Source organism: Pseudomonas sp. LBUM1653, assembly GCF_059716115.1.
This window is the reverse complement of sequence record NZ_CP166803.1, coordinates 2800439-2819150: the sequence shown is the minus strand read 5'-3', so window position 1 is coordinate 2819150 and position 18712 is coordinate 2800439. Positions and strand designations below refer to the sequence as shown.

16 protein-coding genes and 2 pseudogenes are annotated in these 18712 nt (G+C 60.2%); 5 read left to right on the top strand and 13 right to left on the bottom strand.

Annotated elements, in window-relative coordinates; genetic code table 11:
- Positions 1-59: 59 nt before the first annotated feature.
- Positions 60-1415 carry a dicarboxylate/amino acid:cation symporter gene (locus ACA054_RS12855; protein ID WP_497689714.1) on the bottom strand — a complete coding sequence of 452 codons (1356 nt, stop codon included), beginning with the start codon at positions 1413-1415 and terminating at the stop codon, positions 60-62.
- 107 nt (positions 1416-1522) lie between these two features.
- A pseudogene (locus tag ACA054_RS12850) lies at positions 1523-2299 on the bottom strand (isocitrate/isopropylmalate family dehydrogenase); the annotation flags it as partial.
- Here ACA054_RS12850 and ACA054_RS12845 point away from each other — a divergent pair.
- Positions 2298-2447 (top strand): annotated as a pseudogene (locus tag ACA054_RS12845) (LysR family transcriptional regulator); the annotation flags it as partial. The pseudogenes ACA054_RS12850 and ACA054_RS12845 sit on opposite strands and share 2 nt — an antisense overlap.
- 21 nt (positions 2448-2468) lie before the next feature.
- Here the strand turns inward: ACA054_RS12845 and ptrR are convergent.
- Positions 2469-3341 carry a putrescine utilization regulator PtrR gene (gene ptrR / locus ACA054_RS12840; protein ID WP_497689713.1) on the bottom strand — a complete coding sequence of 291 codons (873 nt, stop codon included), beginning with the start codon at positions 3339-3341 and terminating at the stop codon, positions 2469-2471.
- A gap of 100 nt (positions 3342-3441) precedes the next feature.
- On the opposite strand from ptrR, the gene ACA054_RS12835 reads away from it, so the two are divergent.
- Positions 3442-4833 (top strand): aldehyde dehydrogenase family protein, encoded by a 1392-nt coding sequence (locus ACA054_RS12835; protein WP_497689712.1) that lies wholly within the window; start codon positions 3442-3444, stop codon positions 4831-4833.
- A gap of 325 nt (positions 4834-5158) precedes the next feature.
- Here ACA054_RS12835 and ACA054_RS12830 read toward each other — a convergent pair whose 3' ends face one another.
- From ACA054_RS12830 to nspC, 3 genes are all read right to left on the bottom strand, one after another.
- On the bottom strand, positions 5159-6217 hold the full coding sequence (locus tag ACA054_RS12830) for an IS110 family RNA-guided transposase (protein WP_497690286.1): 1059 nt from the start codon (positions 6215-6217) through the stop codon (positions 5159-5161).
- A gap of 238 nt (positions 6218-6455) precedes the next feature.
- Positions 6456-7700 carry a saccharopine dehydrogenase family protein gene (locus ACA054_RS12825; RefSeq protein WP_497689711.1) on the bottom strand — a complete coding sequence of 415 codons (1245 nt, stop codon included), beginning with the start codon at positions 7698-7700 and terminating at the stop codon, positions 6456-6458.
- A gap of 27 nt (positions 7701-7727) precedes the next feature.
- Positions 7728-8825: a carboxynorspermidine decarboxylase gene (gene nspC / locus ACA054_RS12820; RefSeq protein WP_497689710.1), complete on the bottom strand. Its 1098-nt coding sequence runs from the start codon at positions 8823-8825 to the stop codon at positions 7728-7730.
- Positions 8826-9096: 271 nt separating this feature from the next.
- On the opposite strand from nspC, the gene ACA054_RS12815 reads away from it, so the two are divergent.
- Together ACA054_RS12815 and ACA054_RS12810 are read left to right on the top strand one after the other, a co-directional pair.
- Positions 9097-9843: a hypothetical protein gene (locus tag ACA054_RS12815; RefSeq protein ID WP_497689709.1), complete on the top strand. Its 747-nt coding sequence runs from the start codon at positions 9097-9099 to the stop codon at positions 9841-9843.
- A gap of 191 nt (positions 9844-10034) precedes the next feature.
- Positions 10035-10241 carry a hypothetical protein gene (locus tag ACA054_RS12810; RefSeq protein WP_497689708.1) on the top strand — a complete coding sequence of 69 codons (207 nt, stop codon included), beginning with the start codon at positions 10035-10037 and terminating at the stop codon, positions 10239-10241.
- A 1060-nt stretch (positions 10242-11301) separates the two neighbouring features.
- On the opposite strand, the gene ACA054_RS12805 is transcribed toward ACA054_RS12810, so the two are convergent.
- The 5 genes from ACA054_RS12805 to ACA054_RS12785 form a co-directional block, all read right to left on the bottom strand.
- Positions 11302-11856 (bottom strand): nucleotidyltransferase family protein, encoded by a 555-nt coding sequence (locus ACA054_RS12805; RefSeq protein WP_497689707.1) that lies wholly within the window; start codon positions 11854-11856, stop codon positions 11302-11304.
- Between the two features lie 68 nt (positions 11857-11924).
- Positions 11925-12974: an NAD(P)H-dependent flavin oxidoreductase gene (locus ACA054_RS12800; RefSeq protein ID WP_497689706.1), complete on the bottom strand. Its 1050-nt coding sequence runs from the start codon at positions 12972-12974 to the stop codon at positions 11925-11927.
- Between the two features lie 34 nt (positions 12975-13008).
- A complete protein-coding gene (locus ACA054_RS12795) occupies positions 13009-13398 on the bottom strand; it encodes a tautomerase family protein (protein ID WP_497689705.1) in 390 nt (129 codons plus the stop codon).
- A gap of 128 nt (positions 13399-13526) precedes the next feature.
- A complete protein-coding gene (locus ACA054_RS12790) occupies positions 13527-15044 on the bottom strand; it encodes a CoA-acylating methylmalonate-semialdehyde dehydrogenase (protein WP_497689704.1) in 1518 nt (505 codons plus the stop codon).
- Positions 15045-15354: 310 nt separating this feature from the next.
- Positions 15355-16023, bottom strand: a complete 669-nt coding sequence (locus tag ACA054_RS12785) for an MOSC domain-containing protein (protein ID WP_497689703.1) — start codon at positions 16021-16023, stop codon at positions 15355-15357.
- A 115-nt stretch (positions 16024-16138) separates the two neighbouring features.
- On the opposite strand from ACA054_RS12785, the gene ACA054_RS12780 reads away from it, so the two are divergent.
- Positions 16139-17038, top strand: coding sequence for a LysR family transcriptional regulator (locus tag ACA054_RS12780; protein WP_497689702.1), 900 nt, complete (start codon positions 16139-16141; stop codon positions 17036-17038).
- Positions 17039-17118: 80 nt separating this feature from the next.
- On the opposite strand, the gene ACA054_RS12775 is transcribed toward ACA054_RS12780, so the two are convergent.
- Positions 17119-18102 (bottom strand): NAD(P)H-dependent flavin oxidoreductase, encoded by a 984-nt coding sequence (locus ACA054_RS12775; protein ID WP_497689701.1) that lies wholly within the window; start codon positions 18100-18102, stop codon positions 17119-17121.
- Between the two features lie 3 nt (positions 18103-18105).
- Entirely contained in the window at positions 18106-18660 is a 555-nt protein-coding gene (locus tag ACA054_RS12770; RefSeq protein ID WP_497689700.1) for a cytochrome b, read from the bottom strand.
- Positions 18661-18712: the final 52 nt, after the last annotated feature.

Sequence of the window (18712 nt, the reverse complement as noted above, 5' to 3'; positions counted from 1 at the left end):
GGGCGAAACCATAAGTGGCCGTTACCGCAGCAATGGATATCCCCCCAATCCAATCCTTATTACGCCCTCGTGGCTTTCTCCATATTTGACCGCAAGGGATTGATGGCTAACGATGACCCCACAGCAGCACTCTCTGCCTGCGCGGCCTCCAGCGTTCTGTCTTCAGCGTCCCCATTGAGGGCCTTGTGCATTTTTACCGTGTCCAGCGCTCCGACCCATTTGGCGATGGCCATGGTGCCCACGCCATTGCCGATGGTATTGGTGATCGCCCGCGCTTCCGACATGAACCGGTCGACACCCAACAGCAACACCATGCCCGCCACCGGAATGGTGCCGAGAGACGATAGCGTCGCCGCCAAAATGATGAAGCCTGAGCCAGTGACCCCCGCCGAACCTTTGGAGGTGAACATCAACACCGCCAGCACAATCAACTGATCAGTCAGGGTCAGTGGCGTGTTGGTGGCCTGGGCGATGAAGATCGCGGCGATGGTGTAGTAAATCGCCTGGCCGTCCGGGTTGAAGGTCAAGCCCGAGGGAATGATCATCCCGGCCACAGGTTTGGAAACACCGGCCTTTTCCATCTTGGCAATCATCTGCGGCAACACCGATTCCGAAGAGCTGGTGCCGAGCACCGTGAACAGTTCTTCCTTGATGAACTTTAGAAACTTCCACAGGCTGAAACCGCTGTAGCGGCAGATCGGCCCCAGGACAAAAATCACGAACACGGCGCAGGTCAGGTAGACGCAGGCCATCAGTTTGCCAAGCGAGAATAGCGAGCCAAAGCCGTACTTGCCGATGGTGAACGCGATGGCGCCGAATGCACCGATGGGTGCCAGGCGCATGACCATGTTGACGATGCGGAACATGCCCTGCATCAGGCTATCGAGCGTGTCGACGAACACTGTTCCCCGTGGCCCTACATACGCCAGTGCTATACCGAGCAGTATCGAAAACAGCAGGATCTGCAGGACATTGCCCTTGGCAAAGGCGTCGACAATGGTGTCAGGGATGATGTTCATGATGAAGTCCATGAACGACGCGTGCTTGACCGCAGTGGTATAGGTAGCGAGGCTTGAAGTATCGAGGGTGGCGACGTCAATGTTCATTCCGGCGCCAGGTTTGAAGACATCGACCACCACCAGGCCGACAACCAGGGCCAAGGTGGAAACCACCTCGAAATAAATCAATGCGCGAAACCCGACGCGCCCAAGCTCTTTCATGTTCTCCATCTTGGCGATGCCCGTGACCACGGTCAGGAAGATCACCGGGGCCAGGAGCATTTTGATCAGTTTGATGAATGCGTCGCCCAAGGGCTTGAGCGCAGTTCCGGTCTCGGGAATGAAGACCCCGACGATGGCGCCGAGGATGACAGCGAGGAGCACTTGTACGTAGAGTTTGCCGAATAGTCTTTTCATGACAGGGCCCTGATTTTTTATTGTTGTCAGGAAATGCCAAGGAGCCGGACCCAGTGATCCGCCCCTCGGCGTTGTGCCGCAGTACTAGTTTGAATCGTTGGAAAATATCAGCGGTTGATCAAGGCGATGATGGCCTCGGTGATCTGCCGGGTGGTGGCGTTACCGCCCAGATCCGGGGTATGCAGACCGCTTTCAGTCACGGCTTCGATGGCCGACATCAGTTGCTTGGCCGCGCCTGGCTCGCCAAGGTGCTCGAGCATCATCGCCGCAGTCCAGAATGTTGCGATCGGGTTGGCGACACCTTTGCCGGTGATGTCGAAGGCCGAGCCGTGGATCGGTTCGAACATCGAAGGGAATCTGCGCGATGGGTTGAGGTTGGCAGTCGGCGCGATGCCCAGGCTGCCGGATAAAGCAGCGGCCAGGTCGGAGAGAATATCGGCGTGCAGGTTGGTGGCGACGATCACGTCCAGTGTCGATGGTTTGAGCACCATGCGCGTGGTCACGGCGTCGACCAGTTCCTTGTCGATCCTGACGTCCGGAAAATCCTTGGCGACCTCAAAGAAGATCTCGTCCCACAGCACCATGCCGTGACGTTGGGCGTTGGACTTGGTGACCATGGTCAAGTGCTTGCGTGGCCGGCTTTGCGCCAGTTCGAAAGCGAAGCGGTGAATGCGCTCTACCCCGGCACGGGTAAACACCGACACTTCAGTCGCGACTTCTTCAGGCAGCCCCCGGTGCACGCGACCGCCGTTACCGGAGTATTCGCCCTCGGAGTTTTCTCGCACCACCACCCAGTCGATCTGGTCGCCGTTGTGCAGAGGGCTTTTCACTCCAGGCAGCACTCGCGCCGGCCGCACATTGGCGTATTGATCGAAGCCTTGGCTGCGCCTGGTGCTGGAAGACCAGACACCCACCCACGCAGACGTATACGCGGTCTATCCGCAACAGCTGCATTTATCAGCGAGAGTGCGCTGCCTGATCGACTTTCTGATCGAACGCTTCGAGCACATCGATAACATTGAGGAGAGCTAGCATCTGAACTGGCGCTTCGAGCTAACTCATCGCTTCACCCCGCTCCTCCAGCAACCGCACAAACATGGTCAGACTCTGCGACACCGTGCCCCTGCGCCATACCAGCCAGGTGCGCAAATAGCGGAAGGACTCCGACAACGGCCAGACGCTGACCGTGCTGCATCCGGGCATGCTTTGCAGCATGCTGCGCGGCATCAGTGCCAGGCCGGCGCCGGCGCTGACGCAGGCGAGCATGCCGTGATAGGACTCCATTTCGAAGATCTTGCCCGGCACTGCCGCGTCCTTGGCGAACCAGCTTTCGAAGTGGTGGCGGTAGGAGCAGTTGGAGCGGAAGGCATAGATGTTTTCGCCGTTGACGTCCTGCGCGCGATGGATCGGGCTGTGGTTGAGCGGTGCGATCAGCACCATTTCTTCTTCGAATGCCGGTACACCCTCCAGCGCCGGGTGCAGCACTGGCCCATCGACAAAAGCGGCGGTCAGGCGACCTGCTAGCACCCCGTCGATCATGGTCCCGGAAGGTCCGGTGGACAGGTCCAGTTCGACCTTGGCGTACTGTTGGTTATAGGCCGCCAACAGCTGGGGAATCCGCACCGCCGCAGTGCTCTCCAGCGATCCCAGGGGAAATGTGCCCTGGGGTTCTTCGCCCGCCACCGTGGCGCGGGCCTCCTGGACCAGGTCGAGAATCCGGCGGGCGTAGTCGAGGAAACTCCAGCCGGCCGGCGACAGGCGCAGACGGCTTTTTTCGCGGATGAACAGGTCCACGCCCAGATCCTGCTCCAGTTGCTTGATCCGCGTGGTCAGGTTCGACGGCACCCGATGGATGTGCTGGGCGGCCACGCTGATGCTGCCGTGCTCGGCGACAGCCTTGAAAATCTCGAGCTGTACCAGGTCCAATTCATTCTCCAAACGTGAACAAGACGCTCATTATTATTCAGTTTCAAGAAAACATACAGCACCGTAACCTGAGCGCATTCCTACCCCGCAGGACGGTGCCATGACCAACGTTTCCAGCCTTACCCATGCCATTTCGATCAACCCGGCGACCGGTGAACAGATCGGCCACTACCCTTTCGAATCCGCTGCGGCATTGCAGGCTGCCCTGTCGCGTTCAGCTAGCGGGTTCCGTGCCTGGCGCCGCGAACCGGTTGCACAACGCGCGCAGCGCTTGATTGCCCTTGGCCAGGCGTTGCGCGCCAACGCAGAAGCCATGGCCACCATGATCACCCTTGAAATGGGCAAGCCGATCGCTCAGGCCCGCGGTGAAATTGAAAAATGTGCGCAGCTGTGCGGCTGGTATGCCGAACACGGTCCGGCCATGTTGAGCGCTGAACCGACCCTGGTCGAAGGCGGCAAGGCGCGCATCGAATACCGCCCGCTGGGCCCGATTCTCGCGGTCATGCCGTGGAACTTCCCGATCTGGCAAGTGCTGCGCGGTGCGGTCCCGACGCTGCTTGCCGGTAACACCTACGTGCTCAAGCACGCGCCAAATGTAATGGGTAGCGCCTACTTGCTGCTGGATGCCTTCAAGCAGGCGGGTTTTGCCGAAGGCGTCTTCGAGGTCATCAACGTCACGCCAGACGGTGTTTCTACCGCGATTGCCGACCCCTGCATCGCCGCTGTCACCCTGACCGGCAGTGTGCGAGCCGGCATGGCCATCGGCGCCCAGGCCGGCGCGGCGCTGAAAAAGAGCGTGCTGGAACTGGGCGGTTCCGATCCGTTCATTGTGCTCAATGATGCCAACCTCGACGACGCCGTCAAAGCGGCGGTGATCGGTCGTTATCAGAACACCGGACAAGTCTGTGCGGCGGCCAAGCGGTTGATCGTCGAGCAAGGCATCGTCGAGGAATTCACTCGGCGGTTTGTCGACGCCACGCGCAAACTGGTGGTCGGCGATCCATTGTCCGCCGAGACGTACATCGGCCCGATGGCCCGTTTTGATCTGCGTGATGAGCTGGATCAACAGGTGCGCGACACCCTGGAGGAAGGTGCGACCTTGTTGATGGGCGGCAAGAAAGCCCAAGGCCCGGGCAACTTCTATGAGCCTACGGTCCTGGCCGGTGTCACTGACCAGATGACTTCATTCAAACAGGAGCTGTTTGGCCCGGTCGCTTCGATCATTACCGCTCGCGACGCAGAGCATGCGCTGGAACTGGCGAACGACAGTGAATTTGGTCTGGCTGCCACTGTCTACACCGGCAATGTCGAGCAGGCCCAACAGATGGCCAGTGAACTGGAAACCGGTGGGGTCTTCATCAATGGCTACTGCGCAAGCGACCCGCGCGTGACGTTCGGCGGTGTGAAGAAAAGCGGATTCGGCCGCGAGCTGTCGCATTTCGGCGTGCGCGAATTCTGCAATGCACAGACGGTGTGGCTGGATCGCCACTGATCAAATTGGCGCCGGCTGCAACCATTGGATGCAGCGCTGTCCGCCAAAAGATCGCAGCCTGCGGCAGCTCCTATGTATGGACTCGCCCCCACTGTCTACCCGCTTTTGAAAAACTGTCGCCCCGTTGCATCTATGTATTAGGCCTATTCGTGGAAGCCGTCTTCGGCCTCTGGCCAAAATTGGAAGAGCTCGTGGTATGCCGATTACAGTCAGGCCTCGAAGGCCAGTAGGAGCTTAGGCATCAATCCACGCCGGTCTTACCTGGGGTCAATTTTTTTCAGCAAAGGGTCAGACAGTCAGTACCTCGGTGGCAGAACTCTGTCGCTCAGTGGCTCATCGTCGCTTGCTGACCATCACCAGCATGGCGACGATAAGACTGGTCATTCTGTAGAAGCACCCAGACGATTCGCAGGTTGCGGTTGGCTAGCCTGATCGCAGCCTCCTTACGGCCCAGTCGGCTCATCCACCGCAACAAGCGGCGGTCATCGGGTTGCTGGGAATCAGGTCGTAGTTGTTGCAGCACCGCATGGGCTCCCTGGATCATCAGGCTGCGTAAATAAACATCACCTCGCTTGGTCATGTCCCCCAGCCGGACCGTCTGCCCGCTACTGTGCTGGTCAGGTACCATGCCAAAGTACGCGGCAAACTTGCGGGCATTGGGAAATCGCTCAGGCTTGCTTTCCTTGGCCACCAGTGCCGTGGCAGTGACTGGGCCGATGCCGCGCACAGTCATCAGTCGCTTCGCCGTCATGTCGGCGTTGGCGGCCACTTCCAGGCGTCCCGTCAGCACGCTGATGCGCTCGCCCAAATGGCGCCACTCGGCCAACAGTTCGTGGATCAGTTCACGCAGCAGGCCCGGCACCGGCTGGGTGGCATCTTCCAGTACCCGCGGAATTTTCTGACTGATCGCAACATCGCCCTGCGCCAAGGCCACGCCGTGCTCGAGCAGCAGGCCGCGCATCTGATTGCTTACCGCTGTGCGTCGACGCACATAGCCCTGACGGGCGCGATGCAGCGCTTGCATTGCCAGCGCCGCAACGCTTTTGACCGGTACCGCGCAGATTTTTTCATCGCGACCCGCCCGCAGAATCGCCAGCGCATCGTTGCGATCATTTTTAGGCCCGCTGCGGTGTGTGGCCACCAAACCGGCTGGAAGAATCCGCGCCAGATTGCCTTTGTCTTGCAGTTGCCGGGCCCAGGCTTGAGCCCCCGGACCGGTCTCCATCAAAACCACGAAATGAGGCGGCAACTGTTGGAGAAACTCATAAAACGCCTCACGCGACTTGATCCGCTGCTCGTAGCGCACTTGGCCAAGGACATCTTCACCGGCGACCTGAAAGACCTGCTTGGCCAGATCGACCGCCAAAGTTGTGCAGGCCGACAAATCGGAAGAAGACAGGGATTGATCAATCGAACTATGATTTTTCATGGACTCGCCCTCGCTGTCGTTGGCTGTTTAGACTGCCATCGTGGCGCATTGACGCCTCGGCTGGGGCGAGTCCATCCAATTACAGGGATTGGGCGCACGTAGGAGCTGCCGCAGGCTGCGATCTTTTGATCTTGTTTTTGATTCAGATACAAAAACGCCGCTCAATGAGCGGCGTTTTTTGCACCGAGACGCCTCAGGCGTTGCAGTCCCAGGCACGGTCGCCGTGCTCGTCCTTGATGCGGGTCGGCAGGCCCATCACGTCCAGCGCCTTGAGGAACGCCTCGGCTGGCAGCTCCTCGACGTTGACCATGCGCTGCACGTCCCACTCACCGCGGGCTACCAGCAAGGCTGCAGCCACCGGTGGAACACCGGCGGTGTAGGAAATGCCCTGGCTGTCGGTTTCGGCAAAGGCTTCCTCGTGGTCTGCAACGTTGTAGATGAACACCTCGCGCGGCTTGCCATCCTTGGTGCCCTTGACCAGGTCACCGATGCAGGTCTTGCCGGTGTAGCCAGGGGCCAGCGAGCTCGGATCAGGCAGCACGGCCTTGACCACTTTGAGCGGTACGACTTCCAGGCCTTCGGCGGTCTTGACCGGTTGCTCGGAGAGCAGACCGAGGTTCTTGAGAACGGTGAACACATTTATGTAGTGCTCGCCGAAGCTCATCCAGAAACGTACGTTGGGCACGCCGAGGTTCTTCGACAGGGAGTGCACTTCATCGTGACCGGTCAGGTACAGGTTCTGCGAACCGACTACCGGCAGGTCGTCCGTACGCTTGACTTCGAACATGGTGTTGCTGGTCCACTGGCTGTCCTGCCAGCTCCACACCTGCCCGGTGAACTCGCGGAAATTGATTTCCGGATCGAAGTTGGTGGCGAAATATTTGCCATGGGAACCGGCATTGACGTCGAGAATGTCGATCGAATCAATGCTGTCGAAATACTGTTGTTTGGCCAGTGCCGCATAGGCATTGACCACACCCGGGTCGAAGCCCACACCGAGGATGGCGGTGACATTTTTCTGCTGGCATTCCTCGAGGTGCTTCCACTCGTAGTTGCCATACCAGGGCGGCGTTTCGCAGACCTTGCCCGGCTCTTCGTGAATGGCGGTGTCCAGGTAGGCCGCGCCAGTATCGATGCAGGCACGCAGCACCGACATGTTGAGGAAGGCGGAACCGACGTTGATGACGATCTGCGATTCGGTTTCGCGAATCAGCGTCTTGGTCGCCTCGACGTCCAGGGCATTGAGGCTGAATGCCTTGATTTCAGCGGGCTGTTTGAGGCTGCCCTTGGCCTTGACGCTGTCGATGATGGCCTGGCATTTGGAGATGTTGCGCGACGCGATAGCAATACGACCAAGTTCGTCGTTGTGCTGCGCGCACTTGTGGGCCACCACCTTGGCGACACCTCCTGCACCAATGATAAGTACGTTCTTCTTCAATTTTTCTCTCTCTCCTTCTCAGCCAGCTTACGAGAGGCTGGACATATAGTCGTTGTAACCGAACTCACGAACCACCTCGACACTACCGTCGAGTTGTTTCACTACGATGGACGGCATTTTCAGGCCGTTGAACCAGTTCTTCTTGACCATGGTGTAGCCCGCTGCGTCGACGAACGACAGGCGGTCGCCGATGGCCAGCGGACGATCGAACTGGTACTCACCGAAAATGTCTCCGGCCAGGCAGGATTTGCCGCACACCATGTAGGTGTGCTCACCCTCGCTCGGGGCCAGCTTGGCGTTCAGGCGGTAGATCAGCAGGTCGAGCATGTGCGCTTCGATCGAGCTGTCCACGACCGCCAGGTGCTTGCCGTTGTAAAGGGTATCAAGCACGGTGACTTCCAGCGACGCACTCTGGGTGATGGCCGCTTCGCCCGGCTCCAGGTAAACCTGCACGCCGTACTTCTGCGAGAAGGCCTTGAGGCGCGCGCAGAACTCGTCCAGTGCGTAGCCTTCACCGGTGAAGTGAATGCCGCCACCGAGACTGACCCACTCGACCTTGTGCAGCAGATGGCCGAAACGCTCTTCGATGGTGCACAGCATTTGGTCGAACAGGCCGAAGTCGCCGTTCTCGCAGTTGTTGTGGAACATGAAGCCTGTGATCTGTTCGATGACCTGCTCGATCTTCACCGGGTCCCACTCGCCCAGGCGGCTGAACGGCCGTGCCGGGTCGGCCAGCAGGTAATCGGAGCTGCTCACCTGGGGGTTGACCCGCAGACCACGGACCTTGCCTGCAGAAGCTTCAGTGTAGCGCTGCAATTGGCCAATGGAGTTGAAGATGATCTTGTCGCAGTTGTCGAGCATCTCCTCGATTTCGTCATCGGCCCAGGCAACGCTGTAGGCGTGAGTCTCGCCAGCGAACTTCTGCCGACCGAGCTTGAGCTCATAGAGCGACGACGACGTGGTGCCATCCATGTACTGCTGCATCAGGTCGAACACCGACCAGGTGGCGAAGCACTTGAGTGCCAGCAGGGCCTTGGCCCCGGACTGCTCACGCACGTAGGCAATCTTTTCCATGTTGCCCAGCAGCTTTTGCTTATCGATGAGGTAGTACGGCGTTTTGATCATTTCGAGGCCTCCGGCAAGGCCAGCCAAAAAAAGGATGCGCATTGTGCCCGCACTGGCCACATATCGAAAGAGCAGAAGCGCAGTTCGTGGGACAGGTATCCCTATAGAGACCCTGCAGAATTGCACTGGCAGGCGACAAAAAGATGACGTCAAGGCCAAATGCCATCTTTTTTGCATTCTTGCCGACGACCGGTCTAACGGCGCACCAAAACAGACTATTGTTGTTAGTGACAGGTCCATTACGGACCGTCAGTGCGCTGCTGGAGTTCTCATGAATAGGACCAGTCTTGCTGCTGTTGTCACCTCCCTCCTCGCGGGCGTTGCCCCTCCACTCACTTGCGCAGCACCTTCTGAAGATCCTGTTTTTGCTGTCGGCGTACTGGGAAGTTATAGCGAACTGGAGTTCACGGGCCGTAGCACCACCAGCACAGAGCATATCCCCGAAGCGGGATTGTTCCTGAACTTCGGCAACAAGATGACTGCCCGGGCCGGCCTTGTGTATCAGGCAGAAATCACCGGGCAGTACTCCGAACAAAAGCATCAGCGCGTCACCGATGGCCAGGCCGACCTCGACCTTGGCTGGAGAATGGCCCTGGATGCCGACAATTTTTTAGACGTTTTGATCGGAGCAGGCTACAAGTGGAACCGTTATGACCCGGATTACAACCGGTACGACATCAATCTCACCAACCGCACTCCCTTCGCAAAAGTGGCAGCCGGCTACAACCACGCATTCAGCAGTTCAACCTTGCGCCTGGAAGCAGGGGTTCGCCAGGTTATTGACGGCGACTCGCAGTTGGAAATCCACGATTTGGGCAGCCAGGAGCTGGACCTTAAGGACACCACCAATCCTTACGTCGAGCTGAGCTGGCTGTTCAACCAGCAAGGGTCGGTTCCTGTGATAGCCAGCCTTTATTTCAACCGTTACGAGTATGAGTTGGACGGTCAGTTTCAGTTTACCGACTTCGACAAACAGACCCGAGACGAGTACGGCGTAAAGCTTGGCATCGTGTTTTAAACCGACCCAGGCCTTGCCCATAACCTTTCGTCGCAAATGGAATCGCCTCGGCTAAATCCCGGTCTTCTCTGGCGTGGGGATTGCACCGGCCCGCGTTAGCTGTCGCGAACGACATAAATCTGACGCGACGGCCATCCAATCAACGCTAAAGGACTCCAGCAATACGCTTGGTCAGTCACCGGAGATGTAACGTGTCAACTCTCAACGAAATCGCAGCGAACCACGCGAGAATGGCTAAAGCAAAGGAACAAGAGTCGACCGGACTGAGCGAGCGACAGCTTCATATTGTAGGAAGCTTTGAAATTCTTACACCCGCCGAGCAACCGCATGTCCCTCTGCATCTGGTTGCCGCAGCCCAGGACAACAACCTCGCCCAGGTAACGGCCTTTGTAGCCTGAGGGCGCTCGATGGCCTTTTTTGCTGGATTCTTTTGGCGTACATATCCATTGCTGCGGTAACGGCCGCTTATGGTTTCGCCCTTACGGCGACTCACTTTTGAAAGAGCCGGAATGCCGGCCCAGCCAAAAGTAAGCAAAAGGCTCTTGCCCCACCACTCGGTGCCTCGCTTAGGCTCGGCATGCCCTCTCTCCGGCATTGCTCCGTGGGTCGCCGCGATGGGCCATCCCTGGCCCAGCGCGGCTAAACCGGCGTCCTGCCGGTTTACCCACTGCGCAATGCCTGCGTTAGGCCATCGTGGTTTAACGGGGCGCCCAAATCTAAAGCCAAAGCGAGGCGGCCTGACAGCCGACCTGACTTTTGCGGCTGTACCCGATGTGATCGTTCCCACGCTCTGCGTGGGAATGCCGCCAGGGACGCTCCGCGTTCCGCTGACGACGCATGACGTGAGCCATGCGCAATGGTGACGCGGAGCGTCACAGGATGCATTCCCACGCAGAGCGTGGGAACGATCAGGTCAAGCGCACGCATCCACAGCCAGGTCGGCTATAAGGCCGCCTCGCTCTTGCTGTTGCTGTTGCTGTTGCCGTTGCTTTGGCTATTGATTTTCTTGCCCCCTCGAGAGGCCGAGTGGAGGTTCTGCGCAGTGGGCCACCCGGCATGGATGCCGGGTTAGCCGCGCTGGGCCAAGGATGGCCCATCGCGGCGGGCTCTGTAGGAGCGAGCATGCTCGCGAAAAACCTGAGAGCACCGCGGGGTGTCAGGCTCCCCGCGTCATCGTTGACCTCCATCGCGAGCATGCTCGCTCCTACAGGCTCTTCCAAGTGACTCGCTGTAAAAGCGAAACCCTAGGTGGCCGTTACCGCAGGAATGGATATGTACGCCGTCAACAAACAATAGGTCGGCTGTCAGGCCGCCTTCGCGAGCAAGTCGAATCGTCGCACCGCCGCTCCCACAGTAAATCGGGTGCATCCGCGAGCGAGTGGTCGGCTGTCAGGACGCCTTCGCCGGCAAGCCGGGCTCCTACAGGGGCATTCACCCGCCGGAACCCTGGCCCCCGCCTTACACAATTTTCAGCCAAGGCCAGCGAACCTGATAACTCTTCGCTTTCTGCTCAAACAAGTCAGGCCTGGGGTTTTCCGGATTGATGCGCAGCACGCCCTGTTCTACGTCCGCCAGGCCGTAGGGGGCATAGACTTCGCGGGTGGCGACATCCAGGCCGATACAGGTGCCCGCCACCAGGTAGCGATCAATCCCGTCCCTGGCCGATTCAAGCCTGGGGTAAGTCCCGCCAAAGCGCTGACTATACCAAAGGTGCACGCGCGCCTGATTCTTGAGCTCGACGTTAACCCCTAGATCCTGGAATAGACGTTGAGCCCGATGAATGACCTCGTTCTCGGCCTCCCAGGACAGGTCGCTGTCAAAGTAAAAAACGTCGTAATCCTTGATGCCCCAGCCAGGATCCCGTTGCGCCTTTTGATTCCATACCGCCTGGAACAGGCAGCCTGCCGTGAGCATGCATTGATCCAGGCCGAGCGCAGGCAAGCGTGAGGTCAACTCAGCGTTGATGGGGTTGGTCATTGCGATGCCAACCAACCTTTCGGCCGTCAATGTCATGGTTCATCCCTTGGAAGCCGATTCAGTCCTGGCGCCTAAGTTACAACAAAACCATAACAAGACCGCACTCAGGATTTCATCTCTGCCACGAGCAACTTCACCAACGCCGCGGCTGGCAGTTCCCGAGCCAGGGGAGCCCCCTGCCCTGCCCATTGCACGGCAAAATCGGTATTGGCCCGGGCCGCTGCCGCGGCATTGAGCGCCTTGTTGGCGTCATAGGTGAGCGGGTAGTCCGGTAAGGCGATACCTGCTGCATCGAGGCTGGTGAAGTTGCGATTGACCATGCCCCGGGCCGGGCGGCCGGAGATGACGCTGGTGACGCGGGTCTGGTGTGCGCGCGGCCCTTTGAGCGCTTCCCGATAGGCGCCGTTCGCCGACGACTCCGGGCAGAGAATAAACGCCGTGCCCAGCTGCGCGGCACTGGCGCCCAACTGCATGACGGCTTTAATGCCTGCGCCGTCCATGATGCCGCCTGCTGCGATCACTGGCAGCCGGCAGGCATCGGCCAGCACACGCACCAGCGCCAAGGTGCCCATCTGCAGATCCCGCCGCGGATCGAAGACCCCGCGATGCCCGCCGGCCTCGTAACCCTGGGCCACCAGTGCATGCACTCCTGCGTGCTGCGCCGCCAGCGCTTCGGCCAGGCTGGTCACGGAACACAGCAGCAGGATACCGGCGGCCTTGAGTGCATCGATGACCGGTTGCGCAGGCAGGCCAAAATGGAAGCTGACCACCGCCGGCTTTTCTTCCAGCAGCATCTGCAGCACCTCGGCATCTTCAACGAACGAGGTGTAGATTTCCCGCAGCGACACCGGTGGCTCGGCGCCAAATTCGGTGAAAAACCCTGCCAGGAATTCCAACCACCTGGATTCCCGCACGGCGTCCCGAACAGCCGGCTGGTGGCAGAACACATTCACATTGAAGGGTTTGCCGGTCTGTGCCGCCGTCTCGCGCAGCATGGCCCGCGCCTGCTCGACATTGCTCGCGCCAATGCCGATGGAACCCAACCCGCCAGCATTGGACACCGCCGCCGCGAGCCCGGGGGTGGAGACGCCCACCATCGGCGATTGAATGATCGGCAATTCGATGTTCAAAAGGGACAACAGAGGATTGGACATGGCAGCACCTGGACCTGATGAATGAAAGTGAACGCTAGAGCTCTGCAGTCAGAAATTGTGCGCGGCCACGACCGAACGACCAGTCCGCATCGGTGTTTTCCACCAATGAAACGATCAGGTCATCGGGCGACAGACCACACTCGGCCTGCAGCTGCTCGGCCAGCAAGCGGTAGAACGCGACTTTCTGCTGCTGTGGGCGCGGACGCGAAATCACCGTCAGCAAAACCACGTTGTCCGATCGCGAGTAACCCAACCCCGTGTCGTGCAGCACCAACTCCCCCGGCCGATGTTGCGTCACGCTCTGGTAGCGATCGCTGGCGGGCACCTCGAACGCCTGGACCATGGCCTGATGCGCCACCTCCAGCAACGAGCGCAGCTGTTCGTCGTTACGGCCCTGAATGATGTCGAACTTGAGCAATGGCATCGCGGTTTACCTTGGCAAGAAATTGGGAGCGAGCCGCCTTTGAGAAAAGGCACAGCCGTCCCCCTGGGACAACGGACAGCGTGCAAGCCCGCGCCTGCACGCCCTCCAACCCGAAAGCGGGTGAATGTCTACTTGGAGGTCGGCATGGCAAACTCGGCGCCCTTGGCAATGCTGTTCGGCCAGCGCTGCATGACCGACTTCTGTTTGGTGTAGAAGCGCACGCCCTCTTCGCCATAGGCGTGCATGTCGCCGAACAGCGAGCGCTTCCAGCCACCGAAACCGTGCCACGCCATCGGCACCGGAATCGGCACGTTGATGCCGACCATGCCCACCTGGATGCGGGTCGCGAATTCACGGGCGATGTGCCCGTCCCGGGTGTAGCACGCGGTGCCGTTGCCGAATTCATGGGCATTGACCAGATCGACCGCCTCGGCAAAATCCTTGACCCGCATGCACGCCAGCACCGGACCGAAGATTTCCTCTTTGTAGATCTTCATCTCGGGGGTGACATGGTCGAACACCGTGCCACCGAGCCAGAACCCCCCGGCACAATCGGCACCGGCCTGCGAGCCATCAAAATCACGGCCGTCGACCAGCATCTCGGCGCCTTCAGCGATGCCTTGTTCGATGTAGCCGGTGATGCGCTGGAGCGCCACTTGCGACACGATCGGGCCCATTTCGGCGGCCAGGTTCATGCCCTCGAGGATCTTCAGCGTCCGGGTGCGCTCCACCAGTTTCGGCATGACCTTGTCCGCCACATCGCCGACAAACACCGCCACCGAGATCGCCATGCAGCGCTCGCCGGCCGAACCGAAGGCCGCACCGATCAGCGCGTCGACCACCTGGTCGACGTCGGCATCGGGCATCACCACCATGTGGTTCTTCGCCCCGCCCAACGCCTGGACACGCTTGCCGTGGCGCGCACCGGTCTCGTAGATGTAGTTGGCGATCGGTGTCGAGCCGACAAAGCTCACGGCCTTGACTTCAGGGTGGTCGAGCAGCGCATCCACGGCTTCCTTATCGCCTTGCACCACATTGAACACGCCGTCCGGCAACCCGGCTTCCTTGAACAGTTCGGCGATCAGCAACGCCGGTGATGGATCGATCGGGCTCGGCTTGAGCACGAAGGTGTTACCACAGGCGATGGCCACCGGGAACATCCACATCGGCACCATCACCGGGAAGTTGAACGGTGTGATACCGGCCACCACGCCCAGGGACTGGCGCAGGGTCCAGTTGTCGATATTGGTCGAGACCTGCTCGGTGTAGTCGCCCTTGAGCAGCTGCGGAATGCCGCAGGCGAACTCGACGACCTCGATGCCGCGCGTCACTTCGCCCTGGGCATCGGTGAAGACCTTGCCATGTTCGGTGGTGATCATCCGGGCCAGGGTGTCGCGGTGCTCGTTGAGCAGCGCGAGGAACTTAAACAGAATGCGCGCGCGGCGCAGCGGCGGCGTCGCCGACCAGGCTGGGAATGCGGCGGCGGCCGACTGCACCGCGGCGTCGACGTCAGATGCGCTGGCCAGGGCCACCTTGCCGATCACCGAACCGGTGGCGGGGTTGCTGACGTGCTGCGAGCGACTGGAAGTCCCTGTTGTCAGGCCACCGTGAATATAGTGTGCGATGTCTGCAGGCTGGGTGCTCATGGCGGGTGTCCCTGGTGGTGGATAAGAGCCATCTCTTTTTGTTGTCAGGCCGGGGCTGTTGAGCGCTCCCGACATGGCCAAGGTAGGCCCGCCGATAAATCATGTAAAATGATGATTAATGATCTTATGGATCATAAATTGTGAATATGTTTTCTGTGGCGAGGGGATTTATCCCCGTTGGGCTGCGCAGCGGCCCCCGCTTCTCTCTTGGAGAAGGGACTGCTGCGCAGTCCAGCGGGGATAAATCCCCTCGCCACAGGGGGGTGTTTTGTTTCGCGAACACCGTCTGGGCGCGGGATTGCTGGCTGAATCAGCAAGCGTTTTTATGCAGATACTTCGCCCGCTCGGACAAGCGACGCTTCCAGTCCTCGGCCAGGCCATGACTGCCCGCCAATGCCAGCAAATCGTCGATCAGCGGCCGGTGCGACAATTGCACCTGCCAAAACTGGTCAATGGAAAAGCGTTCGTCACGCCGTTCCAGCAGTTCAATGCGGTCCCCCGCTTCCAGCAAGCCCGGCTCGAGCACCCGGTAATACCAGCCGGTGATCCGCTCCCGGGCGACGAACATCGACATGTGCTCGGCGTCAAACCGGTGGTTGATCTTCCAGCAAGGGCTGCGCGGCTGGGACACCTGCAACACGCTGCTGCCGATGCGGAACACGTCGCCGATGTGCACGTTGAGTTCCGAAAGCCCGAACGCCGAAATGTTCTCCCCCAGGCTCCCCGCGACCAGCTGCGCGGCACTGGGATCAAAGGCCTGCGCCAGACGCTGGTAGTTTTGCGCCGCATACTGATGCACGGCTTTTTCCGGGCCACCGTGCACCCGGGTGTCGCCGTGCTGGTCGCCGACGATCCCCTGCCGCTCCACGCGCACCGGGCCTGCCTGGCGTAGCTTGAAGATGCCCGTGCGCTGCCCTTCGGGCTGCAACACCCCCAGGCCTCCGGCAAAGACATGGTCGATTTTCGAAGTCAGTGTCATGGGTCGGACTGCACTCATTTACTTGGTTTGGGCCACTTTACTAATCACCGAGAAAGGTCGTAAAGTGATCGTTAAGCATGTCAAGAATCACTTTTTCTGATGGATGGTGACGATCATGGAAATGCGCCAACTGAAGATTTTCTGCGCCGTGGCCGAACTGGGCAGCTTCACCGCCGCCGCGTTGCAGGTGAATACCGTGCAGTCCAACGTCACCATGCGCGTCAAGGAACTGGAAGCCGAACTCAATCGCGAGCTGTTCATCCGCAAGAAGTCCGGGGTTGTCCTCACCTCGGCGGGCGAGACGTTCCTCGGCTACGCGCGGCGCATCCTGCAACTCACCGACGAGAGCCGCAGCGCCCTGATGGACACCGGCAGCCCGACGGGCCTGCTGCGCCTGGGCTCGATGGAAACCACCGCCGCCATTCGCTTGCCGCAAGTGCTGACCAAGTACCGCGAGCAGTATCCCGAAGTGCAGTTGTCGTTGCTGACCGGAACGACGGTCGAGTTGATCAAGGCGATTGAAGCCCATCGCCTCGACGGTGCCTTCGTCGGCGGCTTCCACCAGAACTCGGCGCTGGCGCAGGAAGAGGTGTTTTGCGAAGAGCTGGTGCTGGTCAGCAGCAACCAGTTCGAAACGCTGCCCGCGCTGATCGAGAAAATGCCCCAGCAGACCGTGCTGGTGTTCCGCACCGGCTGCTTCTATCGCTCGACCTTGGAAAACTGGTTCTACCAGGTAGGACTGGTGCCCAACCAGATCATGGAACTGGGCACACTCGACGGCATCCTGTCGTGCGTGGCGGCGGGCATGGGCGTGACCCTGTTGCCCAAGGCCATCGCGGAAAATTGCAGCGTGCGCCATGCCATCCGCTGCCACACCCTGCCGCCGGAGTTCGCCAAGGTCTCCACGGTGTTCATCCGCCGCAACGATACGATGATCACCTCGGCGATGAGCGCATTCATCGGCCTGGCGCAGCAGCAGATCGCCCGACCAGCGACCGCACGCATTCCCCTGTAGGAGCCAGGCTTGCCGGCGAACCGGGCGCTGCGGTGTATCTGCCGCACCGCATTATCGTTCTTCGCCGGCAAGCCTGGCTCCTACAGGGGGCCGCTGGCACGACTGATTTCGCCGAACGCCAGGCGGGTGATCGGCGACAGACCACTAGCCAGTTCCGCCACCCGCTCGGCAGCCGGCACGACACTGTGGATCTTGCCCACCCCCTGCCCCGCATACAGCGACAGCTTCTCTGCCATTCGCGGCTTGTCGATCGCCCGCGCGCCGCCGCCGATCAAGCGCAGCAGGTTCCACTTGTCCCGATTGGGGATCACCCGGTGCGGCGTGCCGTAGGTCCAGCCGAACGAATACCCGGTGCGGTACTCGGTGTCATCGGTGGTCGCCTCGACGATCTTCTGCTTGTACAACGGATGGGCGTTCGACTCATCGGTGGCAATGAACGCCGTGCCCACCACCACCCCTGATGCACCGAGCGACATCAGTGCGCGCACATCGTCGCCGTGGGTGATGCCACCGGCCGCCAGCACCGGCTTCCCCTCGGCGACGGCCAGGATCGACGTCAACAACGGCATGATGCCGATCGTGCCGCGATTGAGGTGCCCGCCGCTTTCACTGCCCTGGGCAATGATGATGTCCGCGCCCTGGGCGATGGCGATGCGGGCCAGCTCCACCGACCCCGCTTGCACCATGACCAGCATCCCGGCATCTTTCGCCCGGGGAATCATGTCGGCGGCATACTTCTCGGCATAAAACAGCGACAGCAGCCTGGGCTTTTCCTTGAGGATCACCTGGAACTGCGCTTCGAAGACCTCCGGGCCGCCAAACTGCGGCACCAGGTTCACGCCAAAGGGCCGGTCGGTCAGCGCCCGTGTTTCCTCGATCCAGCGGCGCAAGGCCAGTGGCGGCAGGCGCAAGCCGCCGAGGACGCCCATGCCCCCGGCGTTGGCCACTGCCCCGACCAGCTGAGGGCCGGAAATGGCGGCCATGCCGCCGAGGAATATCGGGTAGTTCACGCCGCAGAGCCGGGTGACGACGTTACCCGCAAAATCGATTTTTTCCTGGTTCATGACTCACAGCTCCACATGTTTCCCAAGCATCCGCTTGAGCGTGTTGTTCTTCAGGAGAAAGTGATTTTTCACCGCGCCGAAGACATGCAGTCCGAGACCGGCAAGAAACGCCGAGGCGCCAATGTCGAACAGCACATCGACCACATGCTTCAAGGTCGGGTTGGCCGGCAGGAGCGACGGAATCCACAAGCCGCCAGGCAGTTGCAGCACCTCGCCGGCGGCGGCGCGTGAAGCCCACACCGCAATCGGCAGCAGCACCATCGCCAGGGCCAGCGAGACCGCCACCGAGCGGCTGATGATCACTTCAATGGGGTTCGGCGTGCCCACCGGCAACGGATGGTAGGAGGTGATCCGGGCCCAGAACCGATAAATCGATACCAGGAACAGAATCAGGCCCAGCAGGTTTTGCACCCGGCCAAGCTCCAGTTGCTGCGCCTCGCTGGAGGCGTGGCCGATCAACAGTTGCAGGCCGAAAATCGCCAGCAGCGAAAAAGCCACGACCCAGTGCAGGGCGACGGTGATGGGTGAAAATCTCAGGCCATTGTCTCGTAGTTGCATGGCTGACTCCTTTTGCAGAGTGCGCAAATCAGGAAAGGATGACCGCGAAGGT